Annotated in this window: 15 protein-coding genes; 7 read left to right on the forward strand and 8 right to left on the reverse strand. The window is 73.0% G+C overall.

The genetic code is table 11. From position 1 onward, the window contains the following. The first annotated feature begins 92 nt into the window (after positions 1–92). The 3 genes from AB8O64_RS32970 (at position 93) to AB8O64_RS32980 (ending at position 1,391) form a co-directional block, all read left to right on the forward strand. The gene (locus AB8O64_RS32970; RefSeq protein WP_370424046.1) at positions 93–341 is read left to right on the forward strand and encodes a DUF397 domain-containing protein; all 249 of its coding nucleotides are present in this window, start codon (positions 93–95) and stop codon (positions 339–341) included. 85 nt (positions 342–426) lie between these two features. Beyond that, complete coding sequence (locus AB8O64_RS32975; protein ID WP_361926299.1) at positions 427–825, forward strand: ACT domain-containing protein; 399 nt, start codon at positions 427–429, stop codon at positions 823–825. A 65-nt stretch (positions 826–890) separates the two neighbouring features. After that, complete coding sequence (locus AB8O64_RS32980) at positions 891–1,391, forward strand: hypothetical protein (protein WP_130880961.1); 501 nt, start codon at positions 891–893, stop codon at positions 1,389–1,391. A gap of 66 nt (positions 1,392–1,457) precedes the next feature. On the opposite strand, the gene AB8O64_RS32985 is transcribed toward AB8O64_RS32980, so the two are convergent. Then, complete coding sequence (locus AB8O64_RS32985) at positions 1,458–3,482, reverse strand: N-acetylmuramoyl-L-alanine amidase (RefSeq protein ID WP_370423334.1); 2,025 nt, start codon at positions 3,480–3,482, stop codon at positions 1,458–1,460. A gap of 262 nt (positions 3,483–3,744) precedes the next feature. Continuing rightward, positions 3,745–4,854, reverse strand: a complete 1,110-nt coding sequence (locus AB8O64_RS32990; RefSeq protein WP_356455603.1) for an aminoglycoside phosphotransferase family protein — start codon at positions 4,852–4,854, stop codon at positions 3,745–3,747. A gap of 235 nt (positions 4,855–5,089) precedes the next feature. Here AB8O64_RS32990 and AB8O64_RS32995 point away from each other — a divergent pair, with 235 nt between their 5' ends. Beyond that, positions 5,090–6,589, forward strand: coding sequence for a hypothetical protein (locus tag AB8O64_RS32995; protein ID WP_370423336.1), 1,500 nt, complete (start codon positions 5,090–5,092; stop codon positions 6,587–6,589). A 12-nt stretch (positions 6,590–6,601) separates the two neighbouring features. Here the strand turns inward: AB8O64_RS32995 and AB8O64_RS33000 are convergent, their stop codons facing one another. Next, positions 6,602–8,080, reverse strand: coding sequence for a PP2C family protein-serine/threonine phosphatase (locus AB8O64_RS33000; protein WP_370423337.1), 1,479 nt, complete (start codon positions 8,078–8,080; stop codon positions 6,602–6,604). Between the two features lie 349 nt (positions 8,081–8,429). Here AB8O64_RS33000 and AB8O64_RS33005 point away from each other — a divergent pair, with 349 nt between their 5' ends. The 3 genes from AB8O64_RS33005 to AB8O64_RS33015 all read left to right on the forward strand — a co-directional run bounded on the left by AB8O64_RS33005 (position 8,430) and on the right by AB8O64_RS33015 (position 11,012). Further along, the gene (locus AB8O64_RS33005; protein ID WP_370423339.1) at positions 8,430–9,857 is read left to right on the forward strand and encodes a HEAT repeat domain-containing protein; all 1,428 of its coding nucleotides are present in this window, start codon (positions 8,430–8,432) and stop codon (positions 9,855–9,857) included. A 177-nt stretch (positions 9,858–10,034) separates the two neighbouring features. Further along, positions 10,035–10,670 carry a hypothetical protein gene (locus AB8O64_RS33010; protein ID WP_370423341.1) on the forward strand — a complete coding sequence of 212 codons (636 nt, stop codon included), beginning with the start codon at positions 10,035–10,037 and terminating at the stop codon, positions 10,668–10,670. A 132-nt stretch (positions 10,671–10,802) separates the two neighbouring features. Further along, on the forward strand, positions 10,803–11,012 hold the full coding sequence (locus AB8O64_RS33015) for a DUF5302 domain-containing protein (protein ID WP_370423343.1): 210 nt from the start codon (positions 10,803–10,805) through the stop codon (positions 11,010–11,012). A 106-nt stretch (positions 11,013–11,118) separates the two neighbouring features. Here AB8O64_RS33015 and AB8O64_RS33020 read toward each other — a convergent pair whose 3' ends face one another. The 5 genes from AB8O64_RS33020 to AB8O64_RS33040 all read right to left on the reverse strand — a co-directional run bounded on the left by AB8O64_RS33020 (position 11,119) and on the right by AB8O64_RS33040 (position 13,948). Then, positions 11,119–12,030 (reverse strand): hypothetical protein, encoded by a 912-nt coding sequence (locus tag AB8O64_RS33020; RefSeq protein ID WP_370423345.1) that lies wholly within the window; start codon positions 12,028–12,030, stop codon positions 11,119–11,121. 118 nt (positions 12,031–12,148) lie between these two features. Next, entirely contained in the window at positions 12,149–12,538 is a 390-nt protein-coding gene (locus AB8O64_RS33025; protein ID WP_370423347.1) for a DUF6233 domain-containing protein, read from the reverse strand. Between the two features lie 301 nt (positions 12,539–12,839). Then, positions 12,840–13,184, reverse strand: coding sequence for an ArsR/SmtB family transcription factor (locus tag AB8O64_RS33030; RefSeq protein ID WP_370423349.1), 345 nt, complete (start codon positions 13,182–13,184; stop codon positions 12,840–12,842). Between the two features lie 5 nt (positions 13,185–13,189). Next, a complete protein-coding gene (locus AB8O64_RS33035) occupies positions 13,190–13,387 on the reverse strand; it encodes a hypothetical protein (RefSeq protein ID WP_370423351.1) in 198 nt (65 codons plus the stop codon). 105 nt (positions 13,388–13,492) lie between these two features. Next, entirely contained in the window at positions 13,493–13,948 is a 456-nt protein-coding gene (locus tag AB8O64_RS33040) for a pyridoxamine 5'-phosphate oxidase family protein (RefSeq protein ID WP_356455623.1), read from the reverse strand. Positions 13,949–14,430: the final 482 nt, after the last annotated feature.

A 14,430-nucleotide genomic window follows, 5' to 3' on the forward strand; every position in this document is an offset into this window, starting at 1 on the left:
GTTCCCCGGCGGCCTGTCCGCCACCCGCCGCGCTCGCTACTGTGGCCCCGGGACGACGACGAACCGGGAGGAGCGCAGACGTGGCGGACAGCATGACGGGTCACCTGAGGGAACAGCGTCCGGGGCGACTGACGGGCGGCGCGCAGCCGGAGCTGGACCTCGGCAAGGCCACCTGGCAGTCGAGCAGCGAAGGGACGGGCGACGTGCAGGTCGCCTTCGTCGAGGGCTACATCGCCATGCGCGACGGCCGCAACCCGACCGGGCCCTCGCTCGTGTTCACCCCGGAGGAATGGCGCGCCTTCGTCGTGGGCGCGCGAAAGGGCGAGTTCGACCTCACCTAGCCCGCGCCCCCGCCGCGCGGCGGTGACGCTCCCGCCGGGGCGCTCGCCGCCGCAGGCGGCACCGTCACCCCCGTAGGGTGACGGCATGGCGGGAGAACGCGATCTGACGAAACTGCTCGGCGGCATGCGGCCGCGGCTCAACCCCGGGCGCTATGTCTTCACCGTGGTGACCGGCCCGGCGCCGGTCGGCGTCAAGCCGGTGGTGACCGTGGCCGAGGACGAGGGACTCACCCTCGTGCTCCGCAAGGAGGAGGCCGACGCCGCCGGCCTGGCGTACGCGTACGTCGCCGGCTGGATCACCCTGCGGGTTCATTCGGCCCTGGAGGCCGTCGGCCTCACCGCCGCCGTGGCCCAGGCCCTGGCCCGGGCGGGGCTGAGCTGCAACGTCGTCGCGGGCTGCCATCACGACCACCTCTTCGTGCCCTACGAGCGGGCCGCGGAGGCCGTGGAGCTGCTGGAGACCCTCGCCGCCGAGGCCGCCTGAGCGGGAGCGGGCCACGCCGGGTTCCCCGGGACGGCGGCCCGGCCGCGGGCACGTACGATGTGGGCATGTCGTTCCTCCGCCGCCGCAGCGCAGCCACGCCCACCGGGCCGGACTTCGACGTCCTCGCCATGGACCCGGGGGACTGGCCCGGCGACCTCGGGGCCGGGCTGCTGCCCGCGCCCGACGGCACCTGCCAGGGCGTCTTCCTCCGCTACGACCTCTTCGGCGGGCGCGGCCCGGCGATGATCATCGGCAATCTGCCGGAGGGCTCCCCGGCGCGCGAGCTGGACGAGGACCAGGTGCCGTTCGAGGTCGCGCAGCTCCTGGCGGCGCTGGGCAACGACGAGCCCGTGCACGTGGTGGGCACCGAGGACATCCCCGTCATGCACGAGGACAACCTCCTCATCGTGCGGCGCGTGAAGTGCTCCGAGGGCCGTATCTCCTGCACCCAGTTCGACCGCAGCGACGGTGTGCTCGTCACCATCGCGAGCTGGGACCGCCCCATCACCGACGAGCTGTACCAGCTCCTCAAGCCGCTGCCCGCGGAGATGTTCCAGCAGGGCTGAGTCCCGTATTCCCCGGCACACCGGAGCCCGGCACGATCACCGTGCCGGGCTCGTTCGCGCTCCCCGCTAGCGGTTCGAGGGCCGGACGTCCACATCGGTGGTCTTGACGAAGGCCACCCGGTGCCCGAACTGGATCTCGTAGTACGTGTCCTTGCCGCGGATCACCTGGTGGCCCTTCTCGTCGAAGGTCGACGCCCACAGATACTCGCTCGGCGACCGCTGGCCCAGCACATAGGCCTGACCGGCGAGCAGTTTGTACGGCAGGGGTGAGACGGCCTGCACCGGCACACCCGCCGGATAGGCCTCCTTCTCCGGATACGCGCGCCCGTACACCGGAACGTTCGGCCGGCCGCGCTTGGGCGTGACCACCTTGCCGTAGGCGTCCAGCGCCGTCGGCCTGTCCCACGGGTTGTGGAACCACGCCTTCTGGCCCAGGTACCAGATGGCGGTCCAGTCGCCCCGGTGACCGGCGACCGCGAACTGCTGTCCGGTGGAGGCGCGGGCACCCGTGTCGTTGACGTCGATCGTCGAGGCGCCGCCGTCGGGGCGCAGACCGATGTCCTTCACCAGCGGGGCGTCCGGCCCGGGCCCGGTGTGCAGCCGGACCGCTCCCGAACCGTGCCGGACACACGCCTGACCGGGCTTGACGCAGCCGGTGTAGTCGGGCTGGTGGTCGTGGTAGGACGGCGCGACGGTGACCATGCCGGCGAACGGGCCGCCCGTGGGCTGGAAGGGCCTGCCCATCAGCGCGAAGTAGTGCGCCCAGTCCCAGTACGGGCCGGGGTCGGTGTGCATACCCCTGATCGTCGCGGTGGTGGTGCCGGGGACGTTGTCGTGGCCCAGGATGTGCTGCCGGTCCAACGGGATCCTCAGCTTGTGCGCCAGATACTTCACCAGCCGGGCGGACGTGCGGTACATCGCCTCCGTGTACCAGGCGTCGGGCTGGGCGAGGAACCCCTCGTGCTCGATGCCGACCGACTTGGCGTTCACATACCAATTGCCCGCGTGCCAGGCGACGTCCTTGGTCGGCACGTGCTGCGCGATATGGCCGTCCGAGGAGCGCACGGTGTAGTTCCAGGAGACGTACGTCGGATCCTTCACCAGCTTGATCGAGGTCTCCCACGACCCCTCGGTGTCATGGATGACGATGAAATCGGGCTTCTGCGACGTCGGCCGGTTCGCCAGGTCGTGATTGCCGTAGTCGTCGCCCTCGAGCTTCTCGTACGGCGCGGGGATCGACTCGCAGGCCACGGTGGGCGGGCATTCGACCCCCGTGGCCGGGGGCGTCGCGAGGCCCAGCCGCCGCACCTGCTCCGTACGGGCCGCGAGCCGCGGCGTCGCGGCCAGTGTGACCTGCTGGCCCGCGTCGGTGGTGCGCCGCTCGCCGGTGCGGATGACGTCCATGACGTCGTTGGCGAAGGTGGCCGCGGTCGCCGCGTCCGAGGCGCCGGAATAGCTCGCCACCGCGCCGTACCAGTCGGCGGGGCTCTCGCTCGGCGGCAGCCCCAGCCGCTTCTGCGCGGCCGCCAGCAGCGCCGCGCCGCCCAGGACATTGGCCGAGGTCTCCTGCCGCAGCGCCGTGCCGGACAGCCCCGTCAGCGCGGCGGCTCGCTCCAGGGTGCGCAGCCGGGCCGGGAGCGGGCCCGCCGTGGTCGTCCGTACGGCCGCACGGGCGGCAGCGCGGGGCCGGGCGGCGTCACCCCGGGCGTCCTCCCCGGCCTCGCTGTGGTGCGGGGCCCCGGCCAGGGCCGTGGCCGCGTCGGTGAGGTGCATCGGGCCGTAGCCGCCCGTGACGCTCGGGGCACCGCCGTGGGAGTCCCAGCGCGACTCCAGATAGGAGACAGCCAGCAGCACGCTCTGGGGGACGTGATACTTGGCCGAGGCATCGGCGAACGCTCGCTGCAGCGCTCCGGAGCCCGGCTGCCCGGCGGTCGCGTTCGGCGCGGCCGCGAGCACGGGCAACAGCAGGGCGGCCGACGCGACGGCGCCGGCCGCCCGCAGGGTACGGCAGGATCGAAGGGGACGTCCGCGCGGACGTCTACGGGGGCGGGTCGGTGGGGTGCTCCATGACTCCGCGGCGGATCCTCGCAATGCAGCCTCCTTGGGACGGGCCGTGCCATGCGCTGGGATGGTAGGGGCGCGATCAGGCGTGCGGGACCGGACTTTCCAGAGGTAACCGCAATCCGACGATCCGTCAATCACCGTGATGAGCCGGTGTCGGACGTGCCGAACGCCCGTGTCGGGGCGTTCTCCCGGCACGGGCGTTCGGTCTGTGCGGCGGTGCTGCTCCAATGCGGTGAATGCGGGGAGAATCCCGGCCCGCCGCACGCCGGGCGCGGCGGGCCCGCCGGGCTCAGCGGGTACCCACCGCCGCCCGGACGGCCCGCCGGGCCAGCGCGCAGTCGTCGTGCAGCCGGCGCAGCAGCAGCCGCTGCTCCTCTCCGGCATCGGCCATGCCGGGCCCCGACGGCGTGGGGTCCTGCATGGAACGCTGCACGGCGGTCTCGTACGTACGGATCTCGCGGGTCAGTACGAGCATGAGATTCACCAGAAAGGCGTCACGGGAAGCGGGCCCCGCGGCCTGCGCGTGCTGACTGATCTGACGCCGCGCCACCGGGGCGTCGCCGAGGACGGTCCACAGCGTGGCCAGGTCGTACCCCGGCAGATACCAGCCGGCCTGGTCCCAGTCGACCAGCACCGGCCCGGCGGGCGAGAGCAGGATGTTCGACAGCAGGGCGTCGCCGTGGCAGAACTGCCCCTGCACATGCGCCAGTCCGTGCAGCAGCTTCTGGAGATCGCCCAGGTCACGGTCGGTGAGCAGGCCGAGCTCATGGAAGCGGGCGATGCGCTTGCCGTAGTCCAGCGGCATGTCGAACATGCCGGCCGGTGGCCGCCAGAGATTGACCCGGCAGATCGCGCCGAGCGCCGCCCGCACATCGGCGCGGGGCGGGGAGTCCACCGGATGCCGCTGGCCGGCGGCCGGGCGGCCGGGCATCCGCTCGATGACGAGTGTGCAGTTGTCCGGATCGGCTGCGATGAGCCGGGGTACCCGCACGGGCGGGCGATGGCGCACGAATGCGCGATATGTGGCTATTTCGTGCCGGAATCGTTCGGCCCAGGCCGGAGAGTGATCAGTTAAGCACTTGGCCACGGCCGTCGAGCGTCCGGTCGTCCCGACCAGGAGGACGGAACGCGCGCTGCGACGCAGTACCTGGACGGGGTTGAACTCCGGACAGATGCGGTGCACCGACGTGATGGCCGCGCGCAGCTGCGTCCCCTGCGGGCCGGACAGGTCGATTCTTCCGCTGAGCGGTTGGGCGCCGATCCCCGGGGCCCGCCGGGCCCGGCCCGCCCCGAACGCGGCTCCCGCGGCGTGGGAGGGGTCGAGATACGGCCCTCCGCCGCTCTGCTGCGGTCGGATCGGTCGGGGCGGCGCGGACACGGAGGTCGATGCTGCATACATGGGCGGAACAGATCCCTTCGTGTGCCGACGAGTTGCCGCGCATCCCGGCCCCTGGGGTCCGGTGCACCCTGGGGAATGCCCTCCGGTCGGCGGGGGCCGGGGTTGCGCGTTCCTACATCACACCCGGCCGCCGGTGGCACACCATCTGGCGCACCCTGGCGAAGCCTGGCGAATACTCGCTTGGCCCATGACGGGCCGATACCTTCAAGTCAGCCGAGGAACCTGGGGGCTTGACGTGACAAGGGAACCCAACACCCGCCTGGCGGATCTGTTCGGCCTCGCCGGATGGACCAAGGGCGAGCTGGCGAGACTCGTGAACCGGCAGGCGGCTGTCATGGGACATCCGCAGCTGGCGACCGACACCTCGCGGGTTCGGCGCTGGATCGACATGGGGGAGTCCCCGCGGGATCCCGTGCCCAAGGTGCTGGCCGCCCTGTTCACCGAGCGTCTCGGTCGTGTCGTGACCATTGAGGATCTCGGGTTCGGCCGGCGCGGGCGCGCGACGAAGGGGCAGTCCGTCGACGGACTGCCCTGGGCGCCCGAGCGGACGGCCGCGGTCCTCACCGAATTCACGGGAATGGACCTCATGCTCAACCGACGCGGCTTGGTGGGCGCGTGTGCCGCGCTCTCCGCAGGATCAGCACTCAGCAGCGCCATGCACGACTGGCTGCACACCGACCCCCTTCTCACCTCCGACGCCCCCCGGCTCGACGACCCGCTGCGCAGGGACGGCGCGTACGCCGACGCCGCGGGTTTCGACCGCTACGAGGCGGCGCCCGTGGGTTCCACCGAGATCGACGCCCTGGAGCGCTCGGTCGACGTCTTCCGCGCCTGGGACGCGGCCCGCGGCGGCGGGCTGCAGCGCAAGGCGGTGGTCGGCCAGCTCAATGAGGTGGGCGGCATGCTCTCCTACCGCCACCCCGAACACCTCCAGCGCAGGCTCTGGGGCGTCGCCGCGAATCTCGCGGTGCTGGCGGGCTGGATGTCCCATGACGTGGGCCTGGAGCCCACCGCGCAGAAGTACTTCGTCATCGCCGCGCACGCGGCCCGCGAGGGCGGCGACCGGCCGCGCGCGGGAGAGGCGCTCTCCCGGGCCGCCCGGCAGATGGTCCACCTCGGCCGCCCGGACGACGCCCTGGACCTGATGAAGCTCGCCAAGTCCGGCTCCGGCAGCGAGACGCTGCCGCGCACCCGGGCCATGCTGTACACGATCGAGGCCTGGGCGCAGGCGTCGATGGGGCGTGGCCAGGCCATGCGGCGGACCCTGGGTCAGGCGGAAGAGCTGTTCGCGTCGGACAAGGGCGATGTACCGCCGCCGAGCTGGATGCAGTCCTTCCACGAGATGGAGCTCCACGGGATGCAGGCCCTGGCGTACCGGACGCTCGCGGACCACGAGCCGGGGGCCGCGGCCATCGCCCAGCGGCACGCCAAACAGGCGCTGGCGCTGCGGGGGAACGACACCCTGCGCTCGAAGATCTTCGACTACATCTCCATGGCCTCCGCCTGCCTCCTCGGCAATGACCCCGAGCAGGCCGACACCTACGCCCGGCTGGCCCTGGCCTCGATCGGTGACACCTCCTCCCACCGCACCTGGGACCGGTTGCGCGAGATGTACCGGCTCACGGGGAAGTACGCGGGCTTCGCCCGGATCGAGGATCTGCGCCAGGAGATCCAGCGGGCCCTGCCGAAGGGCCCGGGGAAGGGCACGGGAAAAGGCAGGAGCGCGAGCGTGTGACGAGCCGCGTGGTCAGCAGCCGACGCGGGCGACGAGCACGCAGGCGTCGTCCTCGCGCGCCTCGCCGCCGAACTCCTCCAGCACCACGCGCACACCGTCCTGCGCGCTTCTCGCCATCGCGAAGCGCGGTGCCAGCTCCAGCAGTCGCTCGGTGCCCGGATCGGTGTCGGGCGTGGTGCGGCGGGGCGACAGCCCCTCGGTGTGCAGAACGAGCACGTCACCCGGCTCCAGGCGCTCTTCGGCCTGGGCGTACGCGGCGTCGGCGACCGCTCCGAGCAGCACGCCCTCAGGGGGCCGAAGTGCCCGGCCCCGGCCGTTCCGGAAGAGCAGAGGGGCGGGGTGGCCGGCCTGTGACCAGAGCAGGGTGCGCTCGCGCGGGTCGTAGCGGCAGCACACCGCGCTGCCCAGCGCGGGCTGGGCTGAGGCGTCGAGCAGGCGATTGAGCAGGCCCATCAGGGGGCCCGGCTCGGTCCCGGCGACCGCCATGCCGCGCAGCGCGCCGAGCAGCATGGCCATGCCGGAGGTGGCGGTCACCCCGTGTCCGGTGAGACCGCCGACGCTCAGCAGCGTCCGCCCGTCCGGGAGCTGCATCGCGTCGTACCAGTCGCCGCCGATCAGGGCGCTGCTGGCGGAAGGGAGGTAGTGCGCGGCCAGATCGAGGACGCCCGGTGCCTCGGCGAGGCCGACGGCGGGGGGCCCGTCGTACGGGAGCCGGAGGGAGCCGCGCCACGGTGGCAGCACGGCTTCCTGGAGCTCGACCGCGAGCCGGCGCTCGGCCTGCGCGATGTGCCGTTCGCGGCGGAGAAAGTCACGGGTCTCGTGCACCTCCCGCTGGCTGCGGCGCAGCTCGCTGACGTCCCGCAGCACGGCCCACATGGAGGCCGTGGCGCCGTCGGCGTCGAGCACCGGCTCACCCATCATGTGCACGGTGCGCACGGCGCCGTCCGCGCGCACGACGCGGAACTCGCCGTCGATCGCCTTGCCGTCCACGAGGCAGTCGGTGACCATCGCGGACAGCAGTCCCCGGTCCTCCTCCAGCAGCCAGGAGGGCAGTTCGTCGAGGGTCGGCGCCCCGTCCTCGGGCCGTCGGCCGAAGAGCTCGAACAGCTCGTCGGACCAGGTGACCTCGTCGTTGAGGAGATTCCACTCGGCGCTCCCGGCGCGGCCGGGGTCCGGCGCCGCGGGCCGTGCGGGGGCGGGTGCCCCCGCGGACAGCTCGGCGGGCCCGTCGACGGGGACGTCGGCGGGCAGCCCCGCGCGGAGCTGGTCGAGGTGCTCACCGAGGCCGTCCAGATGGTGCGCGGCCAGATCGCACAGGGCCCGCTGCCAGCGCAGCTCGGGGTCGCCCGCGCGCTCCTCGTCGGCCGTCTCACGGCGCACGGCGTCGATGTCGCCGCGCAGCCGCCGCGTCTGTGAGATCAGTGCCTCGACCGTGCCGCGCTGCGGCGGTCGGTCGGCGGCGGAACGGTCCGCGGAGAGGGGGGACGGCATCACGTACTCCGATACATGCGCGGCGCGGCCAACTCTGACGGATCCGGTGGATCCGGTGGATCTGTGGAAGGGCCGGTAACGACTGTTGCACAGGGAGCGAGCGCCCGTCAGTGGTTTTGCAATACCCGATACGGTGGTGCTGTAGGCATATGTCAGAGGCTTTCAGGGGTCCGGCAGGGGGCAATTCGGACACGGCTCCGTGGAATGCTCCGCTCCGGGTAGGCTGCGGGCGCTCGGAAGACCTCGAGTTCCTCCAGTTCACCAGGCATAGCACAGGTGGACACCGGCAAGAATGCCGGACGACGGAAATCCCGTTGCCAGCCGACTCCCCGCACCGGATGCTGACCCCATGTTCGATCCAGACATAGCGCCCAGCGGCACCCTGCTCGGCCTCCTTCAGCGAGGCCGCGGCGACGGGACCCTGCATGCCCTCGCGGCGCCGCGGGCCGAGGCGCTCGCGGCACTGCACCATTGCGTGCTCCGCGATCCGCGGTGTGACTGGCAGGTGGAGAACCGCTCCCTCTACTACGCGCGGCTCTACCTGGACCTCGACGGCGGTCTCGAGGAGATCGAGCAGCACCTCTTCGCCCCGGACGACCTGCTCGACACCGCCGAGGAGCGCACCGGCCTCGCCCTCGCCGTCCTCGGCCACCTCGCCTCCTACGGCCGCGACGACGCCCTGCTGCTGCTGCGCCGCTACGCCACCACCGGCGGCAACTGGTCCTGGGCCCTCGACGAGCTCGCCCTGCGCGACGACGACGCCGGTCTGGCCGCCCTGGGGGAGATCATCGTCGCCCGGTTCCCCCGCACGCCCGAGGGCGAGTCCGCGCTCGCCGCCGCCGTGCGGGACGCCTTCGAGCCCCGCCCGTGGCGGCTGTGGGCCGAGGACCCGCACGCCCCCGCGACCGCCGCCCGGGTGCGCGCCGCGCGGGAACAGGGCTCCTTCGACCGCTGGCAGCGCCAGCTGCGCCCGACCGGGCCACGGCCGGGCTGGAGCGTCCGCGAGGTCCTCGACTGGGCGCAGCAAGGCCTGGCCCTCCATCCCACCCAGCACCGCCACGTGCCCGCCACCCGCTGCCTGACCGCGGTCGCCGGGCCCGAGGACCGGGTCGAGATCATCGAGGCCGCGGCCGACGCCCCCGACGCCGCCCGCGCCACCGCGCTGCGCTATCTCGCCGAGCACCACGATCCCCAGGCCCTCGACCTCATCGAGACCGCCGCCGACGACCCCCGCGAGCTCGTCGCGGAGGCCGCCGTCAGCGCCTTCGGGCGCATGCGCAGCACCGCGGCCCTGGAGCGGGCCCGCGCCTGGATCCACCGCACCGACGCCCTGGGCGCCGCCGCGGCGGGGATGCTGGCCTGCCGGGGCGCCCAGTACGACGCCGCTCTCGTCCTCGGCGCCCTGCGCCGGACCGTGCGGGCACAGGGCCCCGACGCCCCGGTGCTGTGGGATCTCGTCGACGGTGCCGGGCGGCTGGCGATCACCTGCGCCGCACCGGTCCTGCGGCACGTCTACCGCGAGACCTCCTCCTCCCATCTGCGGGGCCGGGCGGCCCGGGCGCTCGCCGCGACGGACCCCTCCTTCGCCACCGGGTTCGCCGTCGAGTGCCTGTGGGACTGCGAGGAGACCACCCGCGAGCTCGCCGCGCACCACGCGACCACGGCCGATGCCCGGGTCGTCGAGCAGCTCCGCAGGCTCGCCGCCGATCCGGCGGAGGAGGCCGAGGTGCAGACCGCGGTCCGCAGCCGCTTCGGCCCGGACGCCCCGGCGGTGTGACGGCGCCGGGGTGACAGCGCCGGCGGCCCGTCGGGGCGGCCGGCGCCCACCTGATGATCTTGAGGGCGCCCGGTGCTCCTAGGATGTCCGGGGCCGCCGTCCGCGGCCCGGCGCCCGGGCGCGGCCCTTTCGCGGGCCGAGCGAGGCGTCGGTCATCTCCTCGTCCCAAGGAGCGACGTGCCCGAACAGCGCGCACCGCGACCCTTCCCGTCCCCGCCCCGGTCGACTGCCGGCATATCCGGCCGCCGTGCCGCCCCGCTCCTGGCGTCCGGCGGCCGGGCGCTGCTCGTCGGGTCCGCGGTGCTGGCCCTCCAGCTCGGCGCCGGCGTGCTCCCGGCCGGCGCGGCGACCGGCCCCGGTGGCGGGACGGCCGTATCGGACGGCCGGACGGCGACGGTCCGTATCACCGAGGGGCAGGTCAAGGAGATCGGCCGCGGTGGCACGATCGTCTACCCCAGCGTGACCAGCTGTCTGACGGTGACGGTCCGCCTGCGCGACGGCGGCAAGGCGGGTGCCCACGCCAGTCTGTTCCAGGTGCCGGGTGAATACCGGTCGGATGAGATCCTCGCGGCACTGCGCCGTCAGGTGGGGGGACGGGCCGTCCGCGCCGTCGAGATCAAGGGCGCGGTCGGGGCCTGGCACCCCGGCTACTTCACCAAGGCCGTGGAGAGTTACGGCGACGGCGAGGCCGTTCCGTACCCGACGCGGCCCGATCCCGAGGGACTGGCGGTGGCCGTGGCCGAGGGCCTCGGTACGCCGAGGAGCGTGGTGACGGTGGAGGACCTGCCCGACGGCGATCTGATCGTGCGCTGACGGACCGGCGGTGCGGAATCCACCGGTACCGGCGTCGGGGCCCGCGGGCTCCGGGCGCCTGACGTGGGAATTGTGGTGGCGCCGGTGTGCCAAGCTGTGGCTGACGCCGGTATGACTGACCAGGAGGTTTTCATGACAGAGAACAACGTGCCGCAGGACGCGACCGCCGGGGGTGCCGAGGGCACCGAGGACGCGGTCAAGCGCAAGTTCCGGGAGGCCCTGGAGCGCAAGCAGGGCAAGGCCGTGGGCGGTGCCAACGGCCAGAACCGCGACGGCTCGAAGATCCACGGCACCCACGGCAAGGCGGGCGGCCAGCGCAACTTCCGCCGCAAGAGCGGCTGACCTCGCGCCGCCGCCCCGACTCCTGGCGGCCGGTCGCCCGGGCCGGTGCCGCACCGACAACTCACGGTGCGGCACCGGCCTTTGCGCGCGCCGGGCCCTGCCCGCCTCAGCGCGTTCCGGCCCGTCCGGCCGTTCTGAACAGCCACACCAGGGCGAGCCACGGCGTGGTGGCCGCGCCCGCCGCCAGGGCCCAGCCCGTGCCCGTCGCCGGGAAGCCGGTGAGCAGAGGCAGGACGAGCCCGGCGCCGCAGGCCAGCAGGGCCGCCGCCGGCAGATGGACGCGGGGTGCGAACCGGCGGGCGGAGCGGACGCCGAACTCGTTGCGGTGCAGCACCATGCTCGTGACGACCCCGGCCGCGAAGGTCAGAACCCAGATGGCGGGCAGGGCGATCAGCCGGCCCACGAAGGTGCCGATGTCGTTGTCCGGCGTCTCACGCACCCCGAGGTCGGGCCGGCTCGGCGCGTACAGCAACCGCACGGTGCGCCCCACCTCCGGCATGCCCGGGGTGTGCACGTTCTCGACGGTGACCCGCCGGGTCCCCGAGTCGAAGGGGAGGACGACCTCGATGGTCGACGCGTACTCGTCGACGTCGTTGATCTCCACGTCCGTGGAGCGCGGCTCGCCGACGATCCGTTCGATGCGGACGTCGCGGGTGCCGCCGCCGGCCCGCCCGACCTTCGCGAGCCACTCGCCGTACGGGCCGTCCGGCCCCACCCCCTGACAGAGCGCGGCTCCGCTGGCGAGCGCGATGCCGAAGCCCAGTACCCAGCAGACCAGGCGCGAGGACCGGGGCTCGTACTTCTTGCGCGTGACCCGTTTCCGTGACACCGCCCGCCTTCTGGCCATGACCAGCCAGGAGACGCATATCCAGCACAGGGCGCACCCGGCGGCCACGGCGAGCAGCCACAGCTGCTGCCGCTTGGGCGGCAGCTCCCGGAACGGGATCACACCGACGACCACGGCCGCGTAGGCGGCGAGCAGCGTCGCCCACCCGGTGAGCCGCGTCCCTATGTTCATGTTCCACATCCCCCGGCCACGCCACTTGATGATCTTGACGTGGACAGCGTAATTGGTGCATTCGCGCCACAACGCCGCAGGAGAAGCGGAGGAGTCGGTACCGGTGCGGGGCGGGCCGTCAATAGCGGGTGAGGAACCTCTGCGGCTGGCAGGCGTCGCAGGGCCGGGCGCCGTCCGAGGCGAGCTGGTCGCGGGCCTCCGCGGTGGTCATGGCGTCCTCGCCGCCCTTGGGCACCCAGCAGCCCGCGTGATGCAGCTCCATCAGGAGCCTGCCGGACCGGCGGTGCGTGGTGACGAGCCAGAGGGCGTCCTCGAGCCCCGGCCGGTACGGCCCGGGGTGCTCCGCGCGGGTGGCGAGGGCGCCGTGCGCGGTGTCGGTCTCCTCGAAGTCCCCGCTGTCGAGGTGGTGCAGGACGACCGCGCGCACCCAGTCGCGCGGGGAGTGGCCGGTTTCTCGCGCAGCGGCCTCGATACGGGCACGTTCATCAGGGGTGAAGAGCTGCTCCATGACGCGCGACAGTAGCAGCGCGAGGGGGCGGCGGACCCTGCCTCCGAAGGTCGGAGAAATGTTCTGACCTGCCAAGTTGACAAGAACGTGGGCGGAATATGCCGCGTGCACCACGCACGCGTACGCGGGGCGCGGTGCCGCCGCCGACACCGCACCTCTTGGGCGGGACCCCCGGGTGTCACGGGGGCGGCGATTTCCCCTCGAAGTGGCGCATCAGTGCGACGCGCTCACCGCCGTCGAGGAAGGTGACGGCGCTGCTCCCACGGCGACGGCCGGATGGCGGCAGCCGGCGCGGGTGGCATCAAAGGGTGCCCGGCCGCTCGGCCTCGCGCAGTTCCGTCAGGAGCTCCTCCTGGCCGGTCAGGACCTGGGTGAGCAGCCGTCGGGCGGCCGCCAGCAGCTCCGCGACGTCCCCGCCCGCCAGCGCGTAGACGACGGTGGGGCCCTCGCGGGTGGCGGTGACGATGCCGGAGCGGCGCAGCACGGCCAACTGCTGCGAAAGGCTGGACGGCTCGATCCCGATGGCGGCGAGGAGGTCCCGCACCGGCATCGGCCCGTCCTGGAGGAGCTCCAGCACCCGGATGCGCACGGGGTGTCCGAGCATCCGGAAGAACTCCGCCTTCGCCTGATAGAGAGGAACCCGCACCCCGATCAACGCTCGTCCCGCCCCTCGCCCGGGTCCGCCGCGGCGTCGGTGTCGACGCCGTGCGCCCGGGCCAGCCGCAGCGCGTCGTCCAGCTCGTCGGCGGCCACGGCCGTCGCGTAGGCGTCACCGTCGGCCTGTGCCGCCTCCAGGGCCGCGCGGGCGTCGCGCACCCGCTCCCGCATCGCTTCGGCGAACGCACTCACCACAGCCCCCCATGCGGCACGCCTGACCACCCAGGCACCTGGTGAATTGAAGAATTCTTCAATTCTAGGGCACACCCCGCCAGGTCCGACCCGCCGGACGCCCGGTCATACGCGCCATGCCCCATTCCTCATCAGTTCCCGCCCCTCCAGCTCGTTCTCCTCCCGCCAGGCCAGGAGCCGGCGGGGCCGGAAGCGGAGGTACACCCAGGCGGCGCGCTCCCGGGGGTCCCATGCCAGCTTCGCCGCGAAGGCGTCGGCCGCCGCGGCCGGGAGGTCCGTCCCGGCGACGGTCTCGGCCTCGGCATCGATGAGGATCACGTCCCGGGTGTGCCCGAGGGCGATGCGGGCCTCGCCGTTCGCCGCGAGATTACGGGCGGTGCGGTTGGTGGTGCGGGTGCACATCAGCAGCGTGCCGTCGTGCCAGACGAAGGACAGCGGGGCCAGCAGGGGCCCGCCGTCGCGGTCCGCCGTGGACACCCACGCGTCCTGGTCCTTCTCCAGCCGTTCCAGCACGTCGGACTTCCGCTGTTCGGCACTGCGCGCCGGTGGCATGTTCGTCATGCCCTGGACGCTATCGACGGGATGCGCCAGGGCGCCTCGGCCATAAGCCGTACGCCGTCTGGGCCGACCGCCGTACTACCTGCGGCCTACCTCACCAGGGGGCGACCTCGGCCCGGTGCGGCCCCGTGTGTGGTCTGTGTGGGTGGCCTGACGGTGTGTTGCATGCAGATTGTCAGATGATCAGAGAGTCAGCTTGTTAGGTTTTCAGGGCTGATGCAGCGATTTATGCGATTTATTCGAGTCATGCAAAGTTCCCGTGTCCTTGTGCGACTGGGGGTGTGTGGTGACGGTTTCGGCGAGTGGAGCCCGGTTGGCGGCCACCGTTGGGTGCGCGGTGGCGAGTGTGTCCAGTGACAAGGCTTCCGGCGGCCGGCCCGTCGACGGGAAGGCGGCCGGGGTTGGATCCGGCGGCGCCGTCGCGTCCGGCGGGCCGCCCGGCGGCGTGCCCGGGCCGGGCGGAGCCGCCGGCGGCTCGGGTCCGG

This window comes from Streptomyces sp. QH1-20 (assembly GCF_041283565.1).
Lineage (GTDB): Bacteria > Actinomycetota > Actinomycetes > Streptomycetales > Streptomycetaceae > Streptomyces > Streptomyces syringius.